The 20,509-nt window shown below is 69.8% G+C and carries 24 protein-coding genes and 1 pseudogene; 15 read left to right on the forward strand and 10 right to left on the reverse strand.

The window, feature by feature from the left end; all coding sequences use genetic code 11:
- Nucleotides 1-54 precede the first annotated feature (54 nt).
- A complete protein-coding gene (gene dapE / locus BM362_RS32725; RefSeq protein ID WP_093575826.1) occupies nucleotides 55-1,128 on the reverse strand; it encodes a succinyl-diaminopimelate desuccinylase in 1,074 nt (357 codons plus the stop codon).
- 42 nt (nucleotides 1,129-1,170) lie between these two features.
- On the opposite strand from dapE, the gene BM362_RS32730 reads away from it, so the two are divergent.
- The 3 genes from BM362_RS32730 (at nucleotide 1,171) to BM362_RS32740 (ending at nucleotide 3,677) form a co-directional block, all read left to right on the forward strand.
- Nucleotides 1,171-1,611 carry a hypothetical protein gene (locus BM362_RS32730; RefSeq protein ID WP_093575827.1) on the forward strand — a complete coding sequence of 147 codons (441 nt, stop codon included), beginning with the start codon at nucleotides 1,171-1,173 and terminating at the stop codon, nucleotides 1,609-1,611.
- A gap of 29 nt (nucleotides 1,612-1,640) precedes the next feature.
- Nucleotides 1,641-2,621 (forward strand): 2,3,4,5-tetrahydropyridine-2,6-dicarboxylate N-succinyltransferase, encoded by a 981-nt coding sequence (gene dapD / locus BM362_RS32735; RefSeq protein WP_067590025.1) that lies wholly within the window; start codon nucleotides 1,641-1,643, stop codon nucleotides 2,619-2,621.
- A gap of 99 nt (nucleotides 2,622-2,720) precedes the next feature.
- Nucleotides 2,721-3,677: a CHAD domain-containing protein gene (locus tag BM362_RS32740; protein WP_093575828.1), complete on the forward strand. Its 957-nt coding sequence runs from the start codon at nucleotides 2,721-2,723 to the stop codon at nucleotides 3,675-3,677.
- A gap of 32 nt (nucleotides 3,678-3,709) precedes the next feature.
- Here the strand turns inward: BM362_RS32740 and BM362_RS32745 are convergent, their stop codons facing one another.
- A complete protein-coding gene (locus BM362_RS32745; RefSeq protein WP_093575829.1) occupies nucleotides 3,710-5,113 on the reverse strand; it encodes an FAD-dependent monooxygenase in 1,404 nt (467 codons plus the stop codon).
- Between the two features lie 87 nt (nucleotides 5,114-5,200).
- Between BM362_RS32745 and BM362_RS32750 the strand changes: the two genes are divergently transcribed.
- Complete coding sequence (locus tag BM362_RS32750) at nucleotides 5,201-5,821, forward strand: TetR/AcrR family transcriptional regulator (RefSeq protein ID WP_093575830.1); 621 nt, start codon at nucleotides 5,201-5,203, stop codon at nucleotides 5,819-5,821.
- A gap of 114 nt (nucleotides 5,822-5,935) precedes the next feature.
- Here BM362_RS32750 and dapC read toward each other — a convergent pair whose 3' ends face one another.
- From dapC to BM362_RS47845, 3 genes are all read right to left on the reverse strand, one after another.
- Entirely contained in the window at nucleotides 5,936-7,024 is a 1,089-nt protein-coding gene (dapC, locus tag BM362_RS32755) for a succinyldiaminopimelate transaminase (protein WP_093575831.1), read from the reverse strand.
- Complete coding sequence (gene fdxA / locus BM362_RS32760) at nucleotides 7,021-7,341, reverse strand: ferredoxin (RefSeq protein WP_009072848.1); 321 nt, start codon at nucleotides 7,339-7,341, stop codon at nucleotides 7,021-7,023. The genes dapC and fdxA overlap by 4 nt, the downstream gene beginning before the upstream one ends.
- A 120-nt stretch (nucleotides 7,342-7,461) precedes the next feature.
- Complete coding sequence (locus tag BM362_RS47845; protein WP_093575832.1) at nucleotides 7,462-7,635, reverse strand: hypothetical protein; 174 nt, start codon at nucleotides 7,633-7,635, stop codon at nucleotides 7,462-7,464.
- 47 nt (nucleotides 7,636-7,682) lie between these two features.
- Between BM362_RS47845 and BM362_RS32770 the strand changes: the two are divergent.
- The 7 genes and pseudogenes from BM362_RS32770 to BM362_RS32800 all read left to right on the forward strand — a co-directional run bounded on the left by BM362_RS32770 (nucleotide 7,683) and on the right by BM362_RS32800 (nucleotide 12,404).
- A pseudogene (locus tag BM362_RS32770) lies at nucleotides 7,683-8,431 on the forward strand (GNAT family N-acetyltransferase).
- Nucleotides 8,428-9,420 carry a 2-phospho-L-lactate transferase gene (gene cofD / locus BM362_RS32775; RefSeq protein ID WP_067589956.1) on the forward strand — a complete coding sequence of 331 codons (993 nt, stop codon included), beginning with the start codon at nucleotides 8,428-8,430 and terminating at the stop codon, nucleotides 9,418-9,420. Before BM362_RS32770 ends, cofD begins: the two are co-directional and overlap by 4 nt.
- A complete protein-coding gene (locus BM362_RS32780; RefSeq protein ID WP_369805997.1) occupies nucleotides 9,356-10,750 on the forward strand; it encodes a coenzyme F420-0:L-glutamate ligase in 1,395 nt (464 codons plus the stop codon). The genes cofD and BM362_RS32780 overlap by 65 nt, the downstream gene beginning before the upstream one ends.
- Nucleotides 10,747-11,274 carry an NUDIX hydrolase gene (locus BM362_RS32785; RefSeq protein WP_067589949.1) on the forward strand — a complete coding sequence of 176 codons (528 nt, stop codon included), beginning with the start codon at nucleotides 10,747-10,749 and terminating at the stop codon, nucleotides 11,272-11,274. Before BM362_RS32780 ends, BM362_RS32785 begins: the two co-directional genes overlap by 4 nt.
- A 9-nt stretch (nucleotides 11,275-11,283) precedes the next feature.
- Nucleotides 11,284-11,430: an LPXTG cell wall anchor domain-containing protein gene (locus BM362_RS32790; protein WP_093575833.1), complete on the forward strand. Its 147-nt coding sequence runs from the start codon at nucleotides 11,284-11,286 to the stop codon at nucleotides 11,428-11,430.
- A complete protein-coding gene (locus BM362_RS32795; RefSeq protein WP_093575834.1) occupies nucleotides 11,427-11,780 on the forward strand; it encodes a GntR family transcriptional regulator in 354 nt (117 codons plus the stop codon). The genes BM362_RS32790 and BM362_RS32795 overlap by 4 nt, the downstream gene beginning before the upstream one ends.
- A gap of 222 nt (nucleotides 11,781-12,002) precedes the next feature.
- Complete coding sequence (locus BM362_RS32800) at nucleotides 12,003-12,404, forward strand: hypothetical protein (RefSeq protein WP_208865409.1); 402 nt, start codon at nucleotides 12,003-12,005, stop codon at nucleotides 12,402-12,404.
- Here BM362_RS32800 and BM362_RS32805 read toward each other — a convergent pair.
- Together BM362_RS32805 and manB are read right to left on the reverse strand one after the other, a co-directional pair.
- Nucleotides 12,389-13,282 carry a DNA-3-methyladenine glycosylase family protein gene (locus BM362_RS32805; RefSeq protein ID WP_067589943.1) on the reverse strand — a complete coding sequence of 298 codons (894 nt, stop codon included), beginning with the start codon at nucleotides 13,280-13,282 and terminating at the stop codon, nucleotides 12,389-12,391. The two genes, BM362_RS32800 and BM362_RS32805, sit on opposite strands and share 16 nt — an antisense overlap.
- The gene (gene manB, locus BM362_RS32810; protein ID WP_067589940.1) at nucleotides 13,282-14,361 is read right to left on the reverse strand and encodes a mannose-1-phosphate guanylyltransferase; all 1,080 of its coding nucleotides are present in this window, start codon (nucleotides 14,359-14,361) and stop codon (nucleotides 13,282-13,284) included. Before manB ends, BM362_RS32805 begins: the two co-directional genes overlap by 1 nt.
- A 140-nt stretch (nucleotides 14,362-14,501) precedes the next feature.
- Between manB and BM362_RS32815 the strand changes: the two genes are divergently transcribed.
- On the forward strand, nucleotides 14,502-14,981 hold the full coding sequence (locus tag BM362_RS32815; protein ID WP_093575835.1) for a hypothetical protein: 480 nt from the start codon (nucleotides 14,502-14,504) through the stop codon (nucleotides 14,979-14,981).
- Nucleotides 14,982-15,333: 352 nt separating this feature from the next.
- Here the strand turns inward: BM362_RS32815 and BM362_RS32820 are convergent, their stop codons facing one another.
- A complete protein-coding gene (locus BM362_RS32820) occupies nucleotides 15,334-16,197 on the reverse strand; it encodes a glycosyltransferase family 2 protein (RefSeq protein ID WP_208865410.1) in 864 nt (287 codons plus the stop codon).
- A gap of 50 nt (nucleotides 16,198-16,247) precedes the next feature.
- Nucleotides 16,248-16,904 carry a TetR/AcrR family transcriptional regulator gene (locus BM362_RS32825; protein ID WP_067589934.1) on the reverse strand — a complete coding sequence of 219 codons (657 nt, stop codon included), beginning with the start codon at nucleotides 16,902-16,904 and terminating at the stop codon, nucleotides 16,248-16,250.
- Nucleotides 16,905-17,038: 134 nt separating this feature from the next.
- Here BM362_RS32825 and BM362_RS32830 point away from each other — a divergent pair, with 134 nt between their 5' ends.
- The 3 genes from BM362_RS32830 to BM362_RS32840 are packed head-to-tail and all read left to right on the forward strand — an operon-like array spanning nucleotide 17,039 to nucleotide 19,030.
- Complete coding sequence (locus BM362_RS32830) at nucleotides 17,039-17,656, forward strand: SRPBCC family protein (protein WP_093575836.1); 618 nt, start codon at nucleotides 17,039-17,041, stop codon at nucleotides 17,654-17,656.
- A gap of 26 nt (nucleotides 17,657-17,682) precedes the next feature.
- On the forward strand, nucleotides 17,683-18,015 hold the full coding sequence (locus BM362_RS32835) for a hypothetical protein (RefSeq protein ID WP_067589928.1): 333 nt from the start codon (nucleotides 17,683-17,685) through the stop codon (nucleotides 18,013-18,015).
- A gap of 40 nt (nucleotides 18,016-18,055) precedes the next feature.
- Complete coding sequence (locus BM362_RS32840; RefSeq protein WP_093575837.1) at nucleotides 18,056-19,030, forward strand: amidohydrolase family protein; 975 nt, start codon at nucleotides 18,056-18,058, stop codon at nucleotides 19,028-19,030.
- Here BM362_RS32840 and BM362_RS32845 read toward each other — a convergent pair.
- Nucleotides 19,027-20,157, reverse strand: a complete 1,131-nt coding sequence (locus BM362_RS32845; protein WP_067589922.1) for a glycosyltransferase family 4 protein — start codon at nucleotides 20,155-20,157, stop codon at nucleotides 19,027-19,029. The two genes, BM362_RS32840 and BM362_RS32845, sit on opposite strands and share 4 nt — an antisense overlap.
- Nucleotides 20,158-20,509: the final 352 nt, after the last annotated feature.

The raw sequence follows: 20,509 nt of genomic DNA on the forward strand, positions 1-20,509 counted from the left end.
GGTGCCCCACGCAACCCCACAAGCGATGTCGCCCCCAGGCGACGAGCCCGAGACTCAACCCAAGAATTTCCTCAACACCGCGGCAACCCCCCGAATCTCCCCCACCCGAACACACTCCTGCCGAGTATGCGCCAACGTAGGATCCCCAGGCCCGAAATTCACCGCAGGCATCCCCAACGCGGCGAACCGAGCCACATCCGTCCACCCCAGCTTCGCCGCAGCCGACCCCCCAGCCGCAGCCACCAACTCCGCGGCAGCAGGCGCGGACAACCCCGGCAACGCCCCCGGCGACATATCCACCAACGTCACCTCAAACCCGGCAAACACCTCACGCACATGCGCCTCGGCCTGCTCCGCTCCCCGATCCGGCGCGAACCGATGATTAACCGTCAACACAGCCGCATCCGGCACCACATTCCCAGCCACGCCACCAGAAATAGAAGTAGCCTGCAACCCTTCCCGATAAGTCAGCCCGTCAATATCCACCACCCGAGGCGCATAAGAAGCCAACCTCCGCAACGGCTCCGCCAGCGCATGGATCGCATTCGACCCCATCCAAGCCCGAGCGGTATGCGCCCGAGCCCCAGAAGTCCGCACCTCAACCCGCAGAGTCCCCTGACACCCAGCCTCGATCACCCCATTGGACGGTTCCCCCACCACCGCCAAATCCCCAGCAAGCCACTCCGGCAGCTCCCGCTCTATCCGCCCAAGCCCATTCCGAACAGCCGCAACCTCTTCATTGTCGTAAAACACGAACGTCACATCATGGCGAGGCTCCGGCAAAGTAGCGGCCAGATGCAAAAACACCGCGTCCCCGCCCTTCATATCCACCGACCCAAGCCCGTGCAACACCTCGTCGTCCCCGGCCCCAGTACGATGAGAAGGCAAGTTGGAATTCTCCGGCACCGTATCCAAATGCCCGGCGAGAATCACTCGCGAAGGACGCCCGAGATTCGTCCGCGCAAGAACGGCATCGCCATTGCGCACGACCTCCAGCTGCGGAGCCTGCTCACTCAGCGCGGCCTGCACCAGGTCCGCCAGCTTGCCCTCCTCCCCGGAGACGCTGAACACATCCACAAGGGCGGCAGTGAGCTCGGCCGGATCGGCGCGCAGGTCAAGGGAGGTCATACCGGCACCGTACCCAGCCGGCGCGGGGGCTACCGTGAGGACGTGCGCACGCGAAGCTCCCTGGTCGCTCTCGGCGTCCTCGCCCTCGTCCTCACCGGCTGCGGCAACGAGGCCGGGCCCAAGGCCCGTCCCGGGGCCGGCGATCCGGGTCCGGACGCCCTGCCGACCAAGCTTGAGGCGCTGTCGGCCGACGCCTGCTTCACCGGTCCGCAAACCCAGCTGCCCAAGGGCTGTGAGAAATACGTCACCGAGGTCGGCAACACCGCCGGTTCGGTGCACAAGCTGGCGAAAGCGGGCAAGACGGTCAACCAGCCGCTCGACCGCGACGCGACCGCGATCGACCAGGCGGTCGGCGCGTTCCGCCAGGCGGGCTGCACCACCGTGGCCGCCCCGGGCGGGGCGTGCACGCAGGCGCTGGTGTCCATCTCGACCGCGCTGACCGAGGTCAAGCAGAAGGTGAACCAGCTGGCCACCACAGGTTGATCCGGTCCGCTTCGGCTACCGTGACCAGCGTGAGCGAGCAGACCCCTGACCCCGAAACGACCGGCGCCGTCGGCGTCGGGCTGGCCACCGTCACCTCCGACGGGACCGTGCTGGACACCTGGTACCCGCACCCGAAGCTGGTCGAAGCAGGCACCAGCGGCACCGAGCGGCTGACCGCGGAGCAGACCACCGAACTGCTCGGCGAGTCCGCTGCCGCGCTGCTCGGCCCGGACACCGACCGCGGTGTCGAGGTCGTCGCGGTGCGCGTCACGATCGGCAGCCTGGCTACCGCGCCCGCCGACGCCCACGACGTCTATCTGCGCCTGCACCTGCTGTCGCACCGGCTGGTCCGGCCGCACGGGCAGAGTCTCGACGGCATCTTCGGCCTGCTGGCCAACGTCGTGTGGACGAGCCACGGCCCGTGCCCGGTCGAGGGCTTCGAGCAGACCCGGCTGCGGCTGCGGTCGCGCGGTGCGGTCGCCGTGTACGGCGTGGACAAGTTCCCGCGGATGGTCGACTACGTGCTGCCGACCGGTGTCCGCATCGCCGACGCCGACCGCGTGCGGCTCGGCGCGCACCTGGCGTCCGGCACCACCGTGATGCACGAGGGCTTCGTGAACTTCAACGCGGGCACGCTCGGCGCGTCGATGGTCGAGGGCCGTATCTCGGCGGGTGTGCTGGTCGGCGACGGCAGCGACGTCGGCGGCGGCGCGTCGATCATGGGCACGCTGTCCGGCGGCGGCACCGAGGTGATCTCGGTCGGCGAACGCTGCCTGATCGGCGCGAACGGCGGCGCGGGCATCTCGCTCGGCGACGATTCGGTGATCGAGGCCGGGCTGTACATCACCGCGGGCACCAAGGTCGAGGTCGACGGCAAGACGGTCAAGGCACGCGAGCTGTCCGGCATCTCCGGTGCCGTCTTCCGGCGCAACTCCGCGACCGGCGCGGTCGAGGTCGTGCCGCGCGGCGGTGTCGGCATCCAGCTGAACGAAGCACTGCACGCCAACTGATCCGGCCTTCGAGAGGGTGCGCTTCCCGCTGCGGGAAGCGCACCCTCTCGCTGTTTCGGCGGACTCCGATCCGAACGCTGTTCACCTACCATTAACCAGGTGACTTCCGAAGCGACCAGCCGCCGTACTCCGGAACCGACGACGCCGGCCGCTCTCGGGCTCCCCGCCGAACCGGCGAAGGCGCGACCCGGGGCACCGGCGGCCGCGCACGTCCGCGCCAAGCTCGACCACGAACTGCGCGAACTGCTGTCCCGCGAACCGGGCACCCGGGCCGGGGCCGATCCGGAAGAACTGCACCAGATGCGCGTCGCGCAACGGCGGATGCGAAGCGTGCTGAAATCGTCGAGCGCGCTGATCGGCCCCACCGCGGAACCGGTGCGCGCCGACCTCGGCTGGCTGGGCCAGGTCCTCGGCGAGGTCCGCGACTACGACGTGCTGATCGGCCACCTGCGCGAGGTGATCGCCGGCTTCGACGTCCGAGACCAGCCCGCCGGACGACGGCTGGTGTCCCGCTTCGTCGCCGAACGCACCGCCGCCCGCCGCCGGCTGAACCGGGCGTTGTCGAGCCCTCGGTACGCGACCCTCCTGCAAGGCATCGCCCAGTTGTCCCGCACCGCCGAGCACGAGATCGACGAGACCCCGGCCGAGAAGCCCAGTTTGGCCGCCGACGTACGGAAGCCATACCGGAAGCTGGCGCGCGCGGTCGCCGCCCTGCCCCCGAATCCCCCGGACGACGACCTGCACGCGCTGCGCATCCACGGCAAGAAACTCCGCTATACCGCCGAATTGGCCCGATCGGCGGCGAAGAAGAAGCAAGCCGGGAAGCTGTCCGAACTGATCAAGGCGACTCGCGAGTTCCAGACCGTTCTGGGCGACCACCAGGACGCGGTCTTCGCCGCGGAAAAGGTGCGCGGCGTACTGGCCGACGCGGACGCCGAGATCGGTTTCGTAGCAGGCCGGATCGTCGAACACGAACTCGCCAAACGCTCCCGCGTCCGCGCCACCTGGCTCGGCGTATGGCACCGCATCGAAGCCGCCGAGCACGCCGTCTCGTGAGTGGCTATCGCGGTTCTAACCGAGATTAACACTCACGACGTCGTCCACACATACCCATCCGGCCGCACCAGCACCCGCTTCCCCGGCACTCCCTCATACGCCGCGTACGCATGCCCGCCCGCATCCACGAATTCCCCCTGCGCCGTCGCCCCCTGCGGCAGAATCCGGTACGCCGGATGCTCCGTCCCGAGCGGCCCGTCGCCGAAGACCAGTTCTGTCGCATGTGGACCCTGGAACAACTCGAACAGCCGCACGCTCTTGCCGTTCGCGTCCACGAGCGGCGCGTCCGGTGCCCGATCACCCGGCCGCAACGTCCCCGTGCCCACCGGCGACAGCGGTCCGCCCCGGTAAGTCAGATCAAGCTGCTGAGTCTCCGGCCCGCGTTCGTGCGCGTCCTCAGCACCCTCCTTGTACTTCTCCAGCAACGCGGTGCTCACCCCCAGAACCCGCGCCGCGACCGCGCGCCGTTCCGCCTCGTAGCTGTCCAGCAGCGCGGGCGATCCGTCGGCGAGTTTCCAGCCGAGGTTGTACGCGTCCTGCACGCCGGTGTTCAGCCCCTGCCCGCCGGTCGGCGGGTGTACGTGCGCGGCGTCCCCGGCGAGGAACACCCGGCCCTGCCGGAATGCCGCCGCCAGCCGGATATTCGGCCGCCACACGGTTGACCACGCCAGGTCGAGCAGCCGGATCCCGCCACCGGACACCGCGTCCAGGTGCTCCTGCAACGCGCTCAGCGAGGTGCCCGTGTCGCCGTCGCCGATCGGGGAGGCGAACTGGAAATACGGCGTCCCCGGGAGCGGCGTGAACGCGACGCCGGACATCGGATCGTCCGCCTTCGCGAACCAGTACCCCGAGTCGTGGTCGAGCACTTCCGCCGAGACGTCGCCCAGCAGCATCCGGATCGACTCGTCGGTGGTCCCCTCGAACGCGATCCCCAGCGCCTTGCGCACGAAGCTCTTCCCGCCGTCCGCACCGACCAGGTACTCCACGCGCACCGTCTCCCCCGTAGACAGCTCCGCGGTGACGCCCTCCTCGTCCTGCGCAAAGCCGGCCAACGCGGTGTTCAGCTCCACCCGTACGCCAAGCTCGGCCAGCCGGTCCCGGAGGATCCCCTCGGTCTGCGACTGGCCGAGGAACCAGGCGTTCGGATACGGCACCGCGGGCGTCGGCTCGACCGGCTCGGCCATCCGCCGCACCATCGTGAACTCCCCGTCGAGGTACACGCGCATCTCATGCGGCGGCACACCCGCGGCGAGCACCGCGTCCAGCACCCCGAGGTCCTCGAAAACCTCCATCGTGCGCGGCTGCAGCCCGTCCCCGCGCGAGCCGACGAAGTACTGCTCCGCCTTGTCCACCACTCGCACGCCGACCCCGCGCCGCGCCAGCTCGATCGCCAGCGTGAGCCCGGTCGGGCCCGCCCCCGCCACCAGTACCGTCATGGCCCTCTCCCATCTAACTGAATTAAGATTCACTGAATATGGATTCAGGATGCCCGCTGATAGCGTTCGCGTCAAGGGAGGTGCCGGATGACAGCGACGAGCCGCCGGGGCAAAGCCGCCGAAACGGAAACGGCGCTCAAGGACGCGGCCAAGCGCGTGTTCTCGGCCAAGGGCTACCTGAACACGAAGATCACCGACATCACCAAGGAGGCAGGCCGCGCCGCGGGATCGTTCTACAACCACTTCGCGAGCAAGGAGGAACTGCTGATCGCGCTGCTGGCCGACCTGGCCGAGGACAGCGACCAGCAGGCCATGGCCGAGGACCATCTGTCCGATTTCAGCGACCCCGCCGCGGTCCGCTGGCACGTGCGGCAGTACTGGGATTTCTACCGCGCCAACGCGCCCACGATGCTCGCGCTGCGGCAGGCGGCGATGGTGAACGAGGACTTCGCCGCCACGTACGCGAACTTCGGGGCCACCCAGGCCTCGGACGTCGAGAGCCACCTCCGGCACGTCACCGCGGCCGGCTTGCGGCTTCCGGCGAACACCCAGCTCACCATCGCGATGATGTACCAGCTGATCGACAACTTCGCGCAGATGTGGCTGGTGACCCCGCCGCCGGCGGGCTGGAAGCAGCCCTCCGACGAGGAAGCGATCGAGGCACTGACGCGGTTCGTCTACCGCGGCTTCACCGGCCGCGACTACTGAACCCCGCACACCCCACGCCGGACCGGTCGGCAGGCTCGGCCTCGCCGGTGCGCGTACGTGAGGGGAACCCTCACGTACGTCAGCAGGAGCCGAGAGAGCCGGGCGGCGCGTCCGCTAGCCCTGTGCCAGCCGCTCCGCAGCCGCTTCGATGCGCTCGTCCGTCGAGGTCAGTGCGACGCGCACGTGATCGCGACCCGCGGGCCCGTAGAACGTGCCCGGCGCGACCAGGATCCCGCGCTCGGCGAGCCATTCCACGGTGGCCTGCGCGGATTCCCCGCGCGTCGCCCACAGATACAGCCCGGCCTCGGAATAATGGATCTCGAAGCCGTTGTCCTGCAACGCCTTCCGCAGCACGACCCGCCGCGCGCGGTAACGTTCGCGTTGCCCGGCAAGGGCTTCGTCGTCCGACAGCGCGGCCACCATCGCCTGCTGCACCGGACGCGGCACGATCATGCCGGCGTGCTTGCGCACCTCCAGCAGGTTCTTCACCAGCGCCGGGTCGCCCGTCACGAATCCGGCGCGGTAGCTCGCGAGGTTCGCCGACTTGGACAGCGAATGCACCGCGAGCAGGCCGTCGGTCTGTCCACCGTGGACGGACGGATGCAGCACCGACAGCGGTTCCGCCTCCCAGCCGAGCGAGAGGTAGCACTCGTCGGACACCACGACGGTGCCGCGGTCGCGCGCCCATTCCACCACCTTGCGCAGGTGGTCGACGCCGAGCACCCGGCCGGTCGGGTTCGACGGCGAGTTCAGCCAGATCATCGCCGGGCGGCGCGGGCCGAGCTGGGTCAGCCCGTCCGCGCGCACCACCTCGGCGCCCGCGAGCAGTGCACCGACCTCATACGTCGGATACGCCAGCTCCGGGATGACCACCACGTCGCCCGGCCCGAAGCCGAGCAGCCGCGGCAGCCAGGCCACAGCCTCTTTCGAGCCGATAGTCGGCAGCACGGCGTCCGGTTCGACGCCGGTGATCCCGTACCGCCGCCGCAGCGCCGCGACGGCCGTTTCACGCAGCTCGGGCGTGCCGTGCGTGGCCGGGTAGCCGGGGATCTCCGACACCGACGCGAGCGCGGCGCGGATCGAGTCCGGCACCGGGTCGACGGGCGTGCCGACGGAAAGGTCGACGATGCCCCCGGGATGCGCCTGCGCGCGGGCCTTGACCTCGGCGAGCGAGTCCCAGGGGAAGTCGGGCAGCCGGGTCATTCGCCCTGCGGGGGCAGAGCCTTGATGAACCCCGGGTCGTGCGCGGTCTTGCCGACCTTGGAGGCGCCGCCGGGCGAGCCCAGCTCGTTGAAGAAGTCGACGTTCGCCTTGGTGTAGTCGGACCAGTTGTCCGGGACGTCGTCCTCGTAGTAAATGGCCTCGACCGGGCAGACCGGCTCGCAGGCGCCGCAGTCGACGCACTCGTCCGGGTGGATGTACAACATCCGCTCGCCCTCGTAGATGCAGTCCACGGGGCACTCGTCGATACACGCCTTGTCGAGCACGTCGACGCAGGGCTCGGCGATCACGTAGGTCACTGCGTACTCCTGGCTTCTCCTGCTGGGCCGGTCGGTGCGGACATTACGCGCTTCCCCGGCCCCCGGTGGTGGTTAGGCGACCCTTATCCCACCCCTGGAAACGGGGCGGATCCGCGCCGCTCAGCGGTCCCGGCGACGCGGTTTCGGCGCGTTCCGGGCATCGCCGGTAATGGTGAACGCGGGGCCGGCGGGCTTGCCGTCCTCGCGTTTCTCTTCGAGAGTCCGCTTGAAGCCATCGGCGATCTCGTCGACAAGCTCGTCGTTGTGCCGGTCGTCCTTGCGCGCGTAGCTCATGGGGTTCTCCTGCGGAACGGGACAGCTCTCTCCGTCACAATCTAACCGTGAACTCCCGGGAAAAGCTCGAAATCGTGTGTGCGAAAGCCTGGCCAGCGGTGGTCGAGGAGCCGCTCGGAGATTGGACTCTGCGCTGGGCGGACGGCTTCACCGGGCGCGCGAACAGCACACTCGCCGTCGGCGACCCCGGCCGTCCGGTCCCGGACGCGCTCGCGGCGGCGTGTGACTTCGCCCACGATCGTGGCATCCCGCCCGCGGTCCAGGTGCTGAAAGACAGCGATCTGGAGCGCGCGGTGGCCGCGGCGGGCTGGCGCGAACAGGTCGAGCACGCCGCCGGGCACCAGGTGTCGGTACTGACCGGTCCACTGCCGTCCGGGCCCTCGCGCGGTGCCGAGGTCCTCGACCAGGCGTCGCCGGAATGGTGGGACTTGGCCGAGAACACCACCGAGCCGAGTTCCGCCAGCGGCACGTCGTGACCACCGGAAAGGTCGGCTACGGCGTCGTGCTGGCCGACGGAATCACCGCAGGCGCGGTGCGCGGGGCCATCGTCGACGACTGGCTGCACGTCGCCCGTCTCGCGGTCGCACCGGAGTTTCGCCGCCGCGGCCTCGCCACCACGGTGCTGCACGCGCTCGCCGGCTGGGGCCGCGCGCACGGTGCCGGCAAGTGGATCCTGCAAGTGGCGGTGGGCAACGCCGGCGCGCTCGCGTTGTATTCCGCGCTGGGCTGTTCGGAGCACCACAGGTACCGGTACTGGGGCCCGGCGCCGCGGACGTGCGAGGATCGCCAGTCGTGAAGATCGTCGTACTGGTTGGCGGGGTGGGCGGCGCCCGCTTCCTGCTCGGGGTCAAAACCGCACTCGGACTTCCCGCGATCGGCGCGGGCGAGTCTCCGCACGAGATCACCGCGCTGGTGAACACCGGCGACGACGTGTGGATGCACGGCCTGCGCATCTGCCCGGATCTCGACACCTGCATGTACACCCTCGGCGGCGGCATCGACACCGAACGCGGCTGGGGCCACGCGGGCGAGACGTGGACGGTCAAGGAGGAACTTGCCGCCTACGGCGCGGAGCCGACCTGGTTCGGGCTCGGCGACAAGGACATCGCGACCCACCTCATCCGGTCACGGATGCTGCGCGCGGGCTATCCGCTGTCCCAGGTCACCGAGGCGCTGTGCGACCGCTGGCAGCCCGGTGTGCGGCTGCTGCCGATGTCGGACGACCGGGTCGAAACGCACGTCGTGATCGACGATCCGGACCAGCCGGAGCAGCAGAAGGCCGTGCACTTCCAGGAGTGGTGGGTGCGCTACCGGGCCGGTGTGCCCGCGCATTCGATCGTCGCGGTCGGCAACGACGAGGCCAAGCCCGGCCCCGGCGTGCTGGCGGCACTGGCCGAGGCGGACGTCGTGCTGTTCGCGCCGTCGAATCCGGTCGTTTCGGTCGGCACGACGCTCGGGGTGCCCGGGGTGCGCGACGCCCTGCGGAAAACTCGCGCCAAGGTCGTCGGGGTGTCGCCGATCATCGGCGGGAAAGCGTTGCGCGGCATGGCCGACGCGTGCCTCACCGCGATCGGCGTGGAGACCTCCGCGGAGGCGGTCGGCCGCCACTACGGAGCGCGTACCGACGGCGGCGTGCTCGACGGCTGGCTCGTCGCGCCGGAGGATCACGAGGTCACGGTGCCCGGCGTGGACGTGCGCGCGGTGCCGCTGCTGATGTCCGATGTGGACGCGACGGCGGACATGGTCCGCGCGGCGCTCGACGTGGCTGGAGTCTCTCTTGGCTGATCACGCTTCGCGGAAGATCGAGATCCTGCCGGTCCCCGGGCTGCCGGAGTTCCGTCCCGGAGACGACCTGACCGGCGCGATCGTGACCGCCGCGCCGTGGCTGCGTTCCGGTGACGTGGTCGTGGTGACCAGCAAGGCGTTCTCGAAAATCGAGGGCCGGCTCGTACGCGTGCCGAGCGACCCCGAGGCGCGCGACGCGGCCCGGCGCAAGCTGGTCGAGGAAGAATCGGTACGGGTGGTCGCCCGGATCGCGCGCACGCTGATCACCGAAAACAACCTGGGCATCGTGCAGGCCGCGGCCGGGATCGACGCGTCGAACGTGCGCGGCGACGAGGTGGCGTTGCTGCCCGCGGACCCGGACGCGTCGGCTTTGGCGCTGCGCAACGGATTGCGGGAACGGCTTGGCGTCGAGGTGGGCGTGGTCGTCACCGACACCATGGGCCGGGCCTGGCGCGTCGGCCAAACCGACGCCGCGATCGGCACGTCCGGCCTGCGCGTGCTGCACGGGTACGCCGGAGAGGTCGATTCGCAGGGAAACGAGCTGGCCGTTACGGAAATCGCGGTCGCGGACGAGATCGCCGCCGCGGCGGATCTGGTGAAGGGCAAGCTGGGCGGACTGCCGGTGGCGGTGGTGCGCGGACTGCGGATCCACGACGACGGATCCACCGCGCGGGACTTGATCCGCCCGAGCGAAACCGATCTCTTTCGCTTGGGCACCAGCGAATCCATCGCGCAGGGCCGCCGGGAAGCCGTGCCGCACCGGCGTTCCGTCCGGCAGTTCAGCGACGAGCCCGTCGACCCGGAAGCCATGCGTCGCGCGGTCGCGTCCGCACTGACCGCGCCCGCGCCGCACCACACGCATCCCGTGCGGTTCCTCTGGCTGCGCGACGAAGGCCTGCGCCGCAAGCTCCTCGACGCGATGCGCGCGTCCTGGGAATCCGACCTGACCAGCGACGGCTTCACTCCTGAGCAGATCGCGAAACGCCTGTCGCGCGGCGACATTCTCTACCGCGCACCGGAACTGGTCATCCCGTTCCTGCTGCCCGAAGGCGCGCACACCTACCGCGACGAGCGGCGAAACCGGCACGAACGCACCATGTTCACCGTCGCCGCCGGCGCTGCCGTGCAAGGCCTGCTGGTCGCGCTGGCCGCCGAAGACCTCGGCTCGTGCTGGATCGGCTCGACCATCTTCGCCGCTGATCTGGTCCGGTCCACTTTGGACCTGGACGACCAGTGGCACCCGCTCGGCGCGGTCGCCGTCGGGCACCCGGCCGAACCCGCTCCCCCGCGCGGACCGCTTTCCCCCGGCGATTGGCTGATCGAACGATGACCCTGCACGAATCCGCCGTCACCGCGCTGACCGAATGGAAGCCCGCGGCCGCGGCGCAAGAATCGCTGCGGCAAGCGTTTCTCGGCTTCCTGGCGTCGCGTTCGGACACTTGCCAGCGTTCCTGCGAGGCCGGGCACCTGACCGCGTCCGCAGTGGTCCTCGACTCGACCGGCACGCAGGTCCTGCTGACCCTGCACCCGCGCGTCGGCCGCTGGCTGCAACTCGGCGGGCATTGCGAGCCGTCCGACGCGTCCCTGTCCGCGGCCGCCCTGCGCGAGGCGACCGAGGAATCCGGCATGAGCGGCCTGCTCATCGGCGAAACGCCCGTGCACCTGGACGTCCACCCGATCACCTGCTCCCTCGGCGTCCCGACGCGGCATTTCGACGTCCGTTATGTCGTGCACGCGCCGCCCGGCGCGGAACCCGTGCGCAGCGAAGAATCCGACGACCTGCGCTGGTGGCCGGTCGACGCGCTGCCCGCGGGTTCGGAAGATCTGGCCGAACTGATCGCCGCCGCCCGTTAACCTGGACGCATGGACCTGGCGCGACCGCACCTGCACCCGGGCGACACCGGCGTCGCCATCAGCGGATGGGTGGTGCTGATCGGCTTCGCGGTGGCGTTCGCGCTACTGGCGCTGGGCATTGTGGTGAGCATCCGACGAAAGCGGCGGCAACGATGAGCATCAGCTACGACCCGGCTTCGGCTGTTCCGCCGTTCGAACAGGTCCGGACCTCACTGGCCAGCCAGATCAACGACGGCACCCTTGCCGTCGGCACGAAACTCCCGACAGTGCGCGGACTGGCCGCGGAACTGGGCATCGCACCGAACACCGTCGCGCGCGCATACCGGGAACTCGAAGAAGCCGGACTGCTGGAAACCCGAGGCAGAGCAGGCACTTTCGTCGGCGCGACCGGTGACGAGACGCTGTCCCGGGCCCAAGCCGCCGCGGCCACGTACGCCGAGGTCATCCGGGGGTTGGGTTTGTCGGCCGAACAAGGCGTAGCGATCGCGGCGGCTGCCCTGCGCTGACTGCGGCGAGGATCTAGCCTGAGTTTGTCCATGCCCGATCTGACGGGATACCCCTGCTGAACTACGTCCTGCCGGGTGCGCTGATCCTGCTGCTGGTCGTCATGCTGGTCTTGAAATTCACGGTGGGACGGCGTAAGCGGCCACCGCAGGGCTGATCCATTCCACTGCGCGAACCCGGCGGAGCGGCCTACGATGAGTCCTCGCCCAGGGGAGGATTTCATCGTGGCTGTACAGCCTTGGCATCTCATGGTCCTGCTGCTGGTGGCTGGCCTGGTGGTCGCGACCGTGGTGGCGGCGCGGGCTTCGTCCAGGAAGAAACCAGGCCCGCCGCCGGGCTACTTCCCTCCGTGGCAGGGTTATCCGCCTCCCGGCCAGGGCTACCCCGGTTATCCCCCGCCCGGCCCGCAACAGCCCGGCTATCCGCCGGTAGGCCCGCCGTACCCGAACGCCGCACAACCCCAGCCCGGCGCTCAGTACCCGCCGCAGCCCGGTGTCCAGCCGCAAAACCCGCAGTATCCGTACCCGCCGCGAGCCCCGGTCAGTAGCCAGAGCGCAGCGCCGCCGCAGTCCGGCTCCTTACCGGCCCGGCAGGCACCCGCCGCGCTGACTCACATCGCCCGGTAATCCCGCAGCTCGATCCGCGGCCCGAACCTCGGCCGCCGGGCCCCGGCCGCCCCCAAATACCGGATCGCGCGCTGCCGCTGCGGCGCGTACGGCGCGAGCAGCCGCGCCATCTCCTCGTCGTCGATCTTCCGCCCGAGCAGCGTGTGCCCGACCACTGCCGGAATGTTGTAGTCGCCGAAACTGACCGCGTCCGGATCGCCCCACGCGCGCTGGGCGATCTCCGCCGCCGTCCACACCCCGATGCCCCGCACCTTCCGCAGCCGCGCGCGTCCCTGCGCCCCGCGCAGCCGCACCGCTTCCTCCAGCCGCGGGGCCACCCGGGCCGCCTCGATCAAGGCCGTGCGGCGCTTCGCGTCCACGCCGATTCTGTGCCAGTTCCAGTCCACAATGGACCGAATCGCGATCGGATCCGGCGGTACCCGCAGGAAGTCCGGGCCCGGTCCGGGGGCGCGCGTGCCGAACCACCGGCACAGCTCCGCCCACGACCGGATCGCTTCCTTGCCGCTCACCTTCTGTTCGAGAATCGCCAGCACCAGCGCGTCCCACACCCGCCCGGTCGAGCCGAGTCGCAGCCCGGGGGTGTCGCGGCGAGCCGCGGCGATCACGTCGTGGTGCGCGACGAATCCGGTGTCGTCATCGTCCGCGCCAAGCAGTGCGGGCACGCCGTCGAGCAGGAAATCCGCGCCTTCGCCCCAAGCTTCGGCCTCGACGACGCCGTCCGGGCGGTGCAGCAGCGCCAGTGTTCCCTTGCCGCCGGGCGTGTTCGCGGCCAGCCACCAGACGCCGCGGTCGCGCCGGAAGTTCAGCGACCCGCGCCCGCGGCTCAGCGGACCCAGCACCTGCGCCAGATCCACCGGAAACCCCGGACGCCACTCCATCACGCGTCGCTCGAAAACCGGATGCCGCCGTCCGGCACCGAAACGCCGGGCCAGATCCGCACGCCGTCGAGCAGTTCGCAGCGAGCCCCCACCGACGCGCCGTCGCCGAGGACCACGCCGCGCAGCACCGCGCCTTCGCCGACCTGCGCCCCGCGGCCCAGCACCGAATTCTCCACAATCGCAGCCGGGCCGATCACCGCGTCGTCGAACACGACCGAACCGGACACTGCCGCATCCTTCCCGACGACGGCCCGCGCACCGATCGTCGTGCCGCCGGTGAGCTTCGCGCCAGTGAAGATGGAAGCCCCGTCCAGCGCCAGAAAGTCGCCGGTCGGCCCGGCCAGCGCGGAAGTGGGCGCGACGCCGCGAACCAGATCCGCGCTGCCGCGGGCAAACGCTTCCGGGGTGCCGACGTCGAGCCAGTACGAAGAATCGACAAATCCATGCAGATGCGCGCCATTTTCGAGGAGCCCGGGGAACGTCTCGCGTTCGACCGACACCCGCCGCCCGGACGGGATGGTCTCGATCACCGGTCGGCGGAAGACGTAGCAGCCGGCATTGATCTGGTCCGTCGGCGGGTTCGGCGTCTTCTCCAGGAAGGCGGTGACCCGGCCGCCGGAATCGGTCGGCACCGAACCGAAGCGGCTCGGGTCCGGGACGCGCTGGAGGTGCAGCGTCACGTCCGCGCCGGAGTCGAGGTGGGTGCGCAGCTGGGCGTGCAGGTCAGCCCCGGAGAGGATGTCGCCGTTGAAGACGATCGCGTGGTCGGCGCGCAGCCGGTCGTAGACGTTGCGGATGGCGCCGCCGGTGTCGAGCGGTTCCTCCTCCACCACGTACTCAAGCTCCAGGCCGTGCGCGGACCCGTCGCCGAAGTACTCCTCGAACACCTCGGCCCGGTACGACGTGCCGAGCACCACATGCCGGATCCCGGCCGCGCGGATGCGGGAGAACAGGTGGCTCAGGTAGGGCGTGCCCGCCGTCGGCAGCATCGGCTTCGGCGCGGACAGCGTGAGCGGGCGCAGCCGCGTGCCCTGGCCGCCGACCAGTACGACGGCGTCCACCTCGACCTCGGACGTCACAGAAATCTCCTTTGTATCACGCACCGCTGAGCGACAAGCCGCGGGAAACGTGGGCGGCGCGGGCCCCGAGGGCCTACCCTAGACAGGAAACAGGCGGGCCTTTCCCTAGAGGCCCCGGGTCAGTCGGGAGGCCGAGGGGAATGGACCCCCGCGATCGCGCGGACGCTTTGCTCGCACGCGCACGATCCCGCGGCGCCTTCGTGGTGACGCCGGACAACATGACGTCTCCGATGGATGCCTCCAGTACCCAGCAGATCTCCGCCTCGGTGGTCTCCGGGCTGGACCCCGACACGACGACGCAGCTGCCCGCGTCGCTGATCGAAGAGAACGACCATCCGCTGGCAGGCGGCACGCGCACCCAGCCGTCGCCGCATCCGCTGGCCCAGCCGACGCCGACGCGGCCGCTCGAAATCCCCGGGGCGCAGAACACCGCACCGCAGCCGGCGGTGCCGAGCCCGGCCGGTCCGCAGACGACGACGCCGCTGGTCCCGCGCCCGCAGGCGAAGCCGGTGGCGAGCCCGCTGAAGGAACCGGCCGAGGAGGAAATGACCGGCCTGGTCCCGACGGTCAAGCAGAACAGCGGACGGTCCAATCTGTCCCGGCGGCTCGACGGGCTGTGATCCTCGCGGGGTCTCCCCCGGCCCGGGTTGCCCGGATTGCCCAGGGAGACTTCCCGTGCGGGAGGTCGCTTCTCCGCTGAGCGATCTTTACGACCGCAAAGTATTGCGGCGGCTGAGCATCCGGACGGTTCCGGAGGCACGCCGGTTGCCCGGATGTCCTTTGCGGACCGTCCGCCCAATGCCTGCGGCTCAAGGCAGTGCTACGGGCACGCTCGCGGTGCGTCGGCCCAGGTCGGCGGACGTCGGGTCTTGCTGTCCGGGAGGGAGCCCCGAGGGAATCTGATTCCCTCGGGGTTCCCTCCCGGACCTGCGGGCACGGATCTGCCCGGGGTGAGTCCCCGGCACGGGACTGTCAGCCCTTGCGGGTCTCCAGCTTCACCCGCAGCGCCAGCCCCAGCTTCACCGCCGCCAGCACCGGCTTCCACAGCAGTCCCTGGTGCCGGTCGGCGAGGTAGCGGTAGGCGCTCGCGTGGTGGGCGCGCAGCATCTTCGCCGACGCGCGCGCCGTCGAGTGGCCGCCGATGTGCATCACGCTCGACGACGGCGCGTAGACGTTCTGCCAGCCCGCCTTCGCGAGCCGGTCGCCGAGGTCGACGTCCTCGAAGTACATGAAGTAGCGGGTGTCGAAGCCGCCGACGGAGTCGAACGCCTCGCGCCGGAAGAGCTGGCAGGAGCCGGACAGCCAGCCGGACGTGCGCTCGGTGGGCGCGGCGTTTTCCTGGCGGTACTCGCGGGTCCACGGATTGCCCGGCCAGACCTTGCCGAACACGGCGTGCCCGATCCCGCGCCCGAACGAGGGCAGCAGCCGCGCGGACGGGTAGACGGTCCCGTCGAGGTCGTGGATCAGCGGCCCGAACGCCGCCCCGCGCGGCCAGCGCCCGGCGACCTCGATCAGCGCGTCGAGCGAACCCGGCTCCCATTCCAGGTCCGGGTTGACCACGACGACCCAGCCGTAGCTGTCGTCGAGCGCCGCGACGCCGCGGTTGGCGGCCGTTCCGTATCCGACGTTCTCGCCGATGCTGACGAGCGTCACGTTCTCGCGTTCGGCGGCCTTCTCCGGAGCGCCGTCGGTGGACGCGTTGTCGGCGACGACGACGTGCACGTCGCGGTCAGTCGCCTTGTCGAGCGTGTCGAGGAACTTCTCCAGCGTTTCGCCGGGGAAGTAGGTCACGGTCACGACGCCGACGCGGTCACCATACGTGCGCTGCTCAGTCACCGCGCCATTGTCCACTGCTCACCGACGGCTACGTCGGCCCACCGAACCGGTCACCCGCAGTGATTCCCAGGTCCGCCTTTCAGCTCCGCCAGTTCGTCGTCGATCAGCAGGCCCGGGTCGAACTTCATCCCGGTGAAGTGGCCGGCCAGTTCGAGCGACAGGACCCCGTGCAGGCGGGTCCAGAAGGACAGCGCGCGCCGCACCGCACCGGTTCCGGCGATGTCGCTGTCCACCCACTCGCGATGGGTTTCCAGGTGCACGTGGAACGTCGTCGCCGATTCCGGTTCGCCCAGTGCCGCGTTCGCCTCGATCAGGACTTCCATGACCTCGTTGGAGATCGCCGTCGTGTCCGGCGGCGCGTGGTAGCCGGGCACTGGCGTGCCGTAGATGAGGAAGTAGCGCTGCGGATCGGCCTTGGCCCAGTCCCGGATGACGTGCGCCAGTTCCAGCAGGTCCGCCCCGGAATCCGCCGCTGCCCGGACGGTGTCGGCGAGGCTCCGGAACGCGTCCCGGATCAGCGCGGTGATCAGCTCGTCCCGGCCGCGGTAGTACCGGTACAGCGCGGGCACGGTCATGCTCATCTGCTTCGCGATCGCGGTCAGCGACAGCGCGGGCAGCCCCGCCTCGGCGATCTGCTGCCGCGCGTGCTGCTTGATCTCCTCGCGCACCTGCTCGCGGTAGCGCTCTCGCGGTGCCTGTTCGGTCATCGGCCGTTCCCCTTCGTTCCTCTGCGCCCAGTGTAGTTAATCCCCTTCACTTCCGCTATTGACGTTCACGGTCGCGAACTTGTATGGTCTTAACCATAGTTAATGGTACTAACTACCACTAAGGGAGTTCACCAATGCCGAATGCCAAGCCTCGCCTGCGTGCCACGCTGCTGGCCCTTCCGATCGCCGCCGGACTGCTCGGCGCCGCACCCGCCCAAGCCGCCTCCGCGCACCCGAGTTCCCTGACCTGCCAAGGAAAAGGCATCGACCCGGCCGCCCAGCTCCAGCACCGCGCGGAAACCTTCGTCAAGGCCCCGCTGAGCACCGTGTGGCGGCTGCACACCAGTGTCGAAAGCTGGCCGCGCTGGCAAAAGCCGGTCACGAGCATGAAGCGCCTCGACCCCGGCCGCCTGCACCCCGGTTCGCGATTCCGCTGGAGCACCCCCGCTCCGCCCACACCCTCGACACCGGCCACCACACTGGTCATCACCTCGACCGTTCACCAGGTCAAGCCCGGCCAGTGCATCCGCTGGTCCGGCCCGGCGATCGGCCAGGGCCTGCGGATCGACAACGGAACGCACGTCTGGAACTTCGTCCCGATGCGCGGCGGAGTCCTCGTCCGCACCGAAGAAAGCTGGACCGGCCAGCAGATCGAGGCCGACCCGGCCACCGCGATCAAGTACCTGGCCCCTGGCCTGGACCTCTGGCTCGCCGAGTTGAAGACCGCCGCCGAAGCTCGCTGCCACCACTGAACCCGATCCGGCGAAGGAGAATCGTCATGACCGTGTCCCGCGCCTCGCTGCCCATCCTGATCACCGCCTGGTCCGTTCCGGCTCTCGTCCTCGGACAGTTCGCCTTGCTCTCCGGTATTCCGTTGATCGCGCTTCTCGTCTCCAGCCTGCGCAATTCCCAGCCGCGTGCGCTGCGCTGGTGGTCCGCCGGACTGGCCGCGGTCTATCTCGGAGTGCTCGCACTTTGGGCATTAAGTCCGGAAAGCGCGCCGAGTTTGTCTCAATCCATGAATCCGGCGGTCACCGCATTCTTCGTCGCGAGCGGAGTCGCGGTCGCTGTCGCCCACCACGTCCGCGAACGCCCCAGCCCGGTTAACTGAAACTGGTAACCTCGAAACCACCAGCCATAAAGAGGGGCCGATGAAAACCGTCGCCATCGAGGAGCACTGGACCACCCCCGGCATCGACCGGATGCTGCGCACCGAATCCGGAGACCCGAGCGTCGCGCACAACGACCGGGGCGACCTCCCCGGGCGACTGCTCGACATCGGCGACCAGCGCGTCGCGTGGATGGACGAGGCGGGCATCGACGTCCAGATCCTCTCGATCGCGCCGCCGGGAACGCACGGATGCCCGGTCCCGCGAGGCATCGAGCTGAGCCGCGAAGCGAACGACCTCGCCAGCGAGGCCGTCGCGAAGCACCCCGACCGCTTCCGTGCCATGACAACCCTGCCGATGTCCGATCCGGACGCGGCACTCGCCGAGTTGCAACGGACCGCGAAGGATCCGGCGCACGTCGGGATCATGTCCTACGGCCGCAGCGGCGATCGCCCGCTGGACGATCCCGCGTACGACGAACTGCTCGGCGCGGCCGCCGCACTCGGCAGGCCGGTCTTCGTCCACCCGCAGATCCCGGTGGAGTCAGTCCGCCAGGCTTCCTACAGCGGCTTCAGCCCGGAGCTCGACCTCGGGCTGGCCACGTACGGCCTCGGCTGGCACTACGAGGCCGGGCTCGCCGTCATCCGGCTGATCCTGCGCGGAACGTTCGATCGCCTCCCGGAGTTGCAGGTCGTCCTCGGCCACTGGGGCGAGGTGGTCCTCTTCGCACTGGACCGCATCGACAGCCTGTCGCACACGGCCACGCATCTCGAACGTCGCGTCTCCGAGTACTTCCGCACGAACATTCACCTCGCGACCAGCGGAATGCTCGTCCCGCGCATGCTGCGCAACGCACTCGAATACACGAGTACCGATCGAATCCTGTTGTCCGGCGATTATCCGTTCCATCAGGTCCAGGCCGCGGCTGTCGCGGAATTCCTGGAGAAATTGCCCGAGGAGGAAGATCGGGAAAAGATCGCGCACGCCAACGCGGAAGCCCTTTACGGCCTCTGTTAACGGTTGCGCAAATGCTGATGCCAGGCTTTTCCGTAAGCCTCGCGGTGCCGATCCGCCGTGGTCGTCCACGAGAATTCCTTGGCGCGCCGCTGCGCCGCGGAAGCCAGTACTGAGCGACGCGACGGATCGGCCAGCAACTCCGTCAGCGCCGCGGCGACATCGCCGGCACCGACACCGCAGTACGCGACCGCGTCGCCGCCGACTTCCGGCAGGGAGAGGCGGCGCGTGGTCAGTACTGCGGCACCGCAGGCCATCGCTTCGAGCACCGGCAGCCCGAAACCTTCGCCGAGGCTCGGATACGCCACAAGCTCCGCGCCGCCGAGGAACCCGGCGAGCGTCCCGAACGGCAGATACCCCGCGCGAATCACCCGAAGCCGGTGCGGCACCGCGTCCAGCGCACGCTCCACCTGGGTGTCCCAGCCAGGCTGCCCAGCGAGCACGAGCGCCGGCGCGTCCCGCTGCCCGGCGACCGCGCGGGCGTAACCACGGATCAGCGCGGGCACGTTTTTCCGCGGTTCCAGCGCCCCGAGGAACGCGATGTACGGCGTCGCGCCGAGCCCGACCGCCTTCCGCGCCGCCGCGACCTCCTCCGGGGACGGCGGATGGAACCGTTCGCTGTCGACGCCGTGATGGATGATCTCCAACTCCGCGTGCCGCACTGGGCTCACTCGGGCCAGCTCCACCGCTGTCGCGTGACTGGGAACTACGCAGAGTGTCCCCCGCCGCAGCGCGGTGGCAGTCCACGCGCGAAAGAACCGAGCCTTGACTGACGAGTGCAGGACCGCGTCGGTGAAGAACGTCGCGTCATGCAGCGTGACCACCGAAGCGGCCCCGCTGGCGAGCGGCATCGTGTAATGCGGCGAGTGCACGACGTCCGCGGCGAGCCGGCGCACCAGCCGGGGCAGGGTGGCCTGTTCCCAGGTCAGCCGGGCGGTGCGCGTCGAGGTCGCCGGCGACGCGGCGACGATTCGGGAACTGGGCGCGAGCTGACCGTAAAGCGGCAGGTCACGCGGCTGACAGACCACCGTCAGCCGGGCCCCGTCCTGGTCGAGCGCGCCGACGAGCGAGTCCACGTACCGGCCGACCCCGCCCCGATCCGCGGGCACCGCGGTCGCGTCGATCAGCACACGGGGATCACCGGTCACGAGTGCAGCGTACGGCGATCACTCACCGCACAGGTCAGGAACCGGCAAACTCCCGCCGACTCCGGGCGCCGCCACCCTCGCCCACCTGCGCTCACCCGTCTGGGTTCACCCGACCGTGTCAAGTCGATCGCAAGCTGCACCCGGCGGCCCGACCGCCGACGTCGCCTCGGCCGCGGCGCCCCGCGAACGCCCGCACCCGCTCCCTGCCCAGTTTCGACAGTTCCACCGCTTCGCCGCCTGCCATCGGCCTCGCGACGCTGCCAGCCCGGCCACCACCGAGGGTTCGCGACGCTGCCAGCCCGGCCACCACCGAGGGTTCGACCAGCGCCGGAAC

It is taken from the genome of Amycolatopsis rubida (assembly GCF_900115345.1).
Taxonomy (GTDB): domain Bacteria; phylum Actinomycetota; class Actinomycetes; order Mycobacteriales; family Pseudonocardiaceae; genus Amycolatopsis; species Amycolatopsis rubida.

What these genes read in the sequence shown, in the direction of transcription:
- BM362_RS32840 (WP_093575837.1), top strand. Translation starts at nt 18,056, where the DNA reads ATGAAAACCGTCGCCATCGAGGAGCACTGGACCACCCCCGGCATCGAC.
- BM362_RS32830 (WP_093575836.1), top strand. Translation starts at nt 17,039, where the DNA reads ATGCCGAATGCCAAGCCTCGCCTGCGTGCCACGCTGCTGGCCCTTCCG.
- BM362_RS32795 (WP_093575834.1), top strand. Translation starts at nt 11,427, where the DNA reads ATGAGCATCAGCTACGACCCGGCTTCGGCTGTTCCGCCGTTCGAACAG.
- BM362_RS32825 (WP_067589934.1), bottom strand. Translation starts at nt 16,904, where the DNA reads ATGACCGAACAGGCACCGCGAGAGCGCTACCGCGAGCAGGTGCGCGAG.
- BM362_RS32790 (WP_093575833.1), top strand. Translation starts at nt 11,284, where the DNA reads ATGGACCTGGCGCGACCGCACCTGCACCCGGGCGACACCGGCGTCGCC.
- BM362_RS32835 (WP_067589928.1), top strand. Translation starts at nt 17,683, where the DNA reads ATGACCGTGTCCCGCGCCTCGCTGCCCATCCTGATCACCGCCTGGTCC.
- BM362_RS32815 (WP_093575835.1), top strand. Translation starts at nt 14,502, where the DNA reads ATGGACCCCCGCGATCGCGCGGACGCTTTGCTCGCACGCGCACGATCC.
- BM362_RS32780 (WP_369805997.1), top strand. Translation starts at nt 9,356, where the DNA reads ATGTGGACGCGACGGCGGACATGGTCCGCGCGGCGCTCGACGTGGCTG.
- BM362_RS32805 (WP_067589943.1), bottom strand. Translation starts at nt 13,282, where the DNA reads ATGGAGTGGCGTCCGGGGTTTCCGGTGGATCTGGCGCAGGTGCTGGGT.
- BM362_RS47845 (WP_093575832.1), bottom strand. Translation starts at nt 7,635, where the DNA reads ATGAGCTACGCGCGCAAGGACGACCGGCACAACGACGAGCTTGTCGAC.
- dapE (WP_093575826.1), bottom strand. Translation starts at nt 1,128, where the DNA reads ATGACCTCCCTTGACCTGCGCGCCGATCCGGCCGAGCTCACTGCCGCC.
- BM362_RS32750 (WP_093575830.1), top strand. Translation starts at nt 5,201, where the DNA reads ATGACAGCGACGAGCCGCCGGGGCAAAGCCGCCGAAACGGAAACGGCG.
- BM362_RS32785 (WP_067589949.1), top strand. Translation starts at nt 10,747, where the DNA reads ATGACCCTGCACGAATCCGCCGTCACCGCGCTGACCGAATGGAAGCCC.
- dapC (WP_093575831.1), bottom strand. Translation starts at nt 7,024, where the DNA reads ATGACCCGGCTGCCCGACTTCCCCTGGGACTCGCTCGCCGAGGTCAAG.
- BM362_RS32745 (WP_093575829.1), bottom strand. Translation starts at nt 5,113, where the DNA reads ATGACGGTACTGGTGGCGGGGGCGGGCCCGACCGGGCTCACGCTGGCG.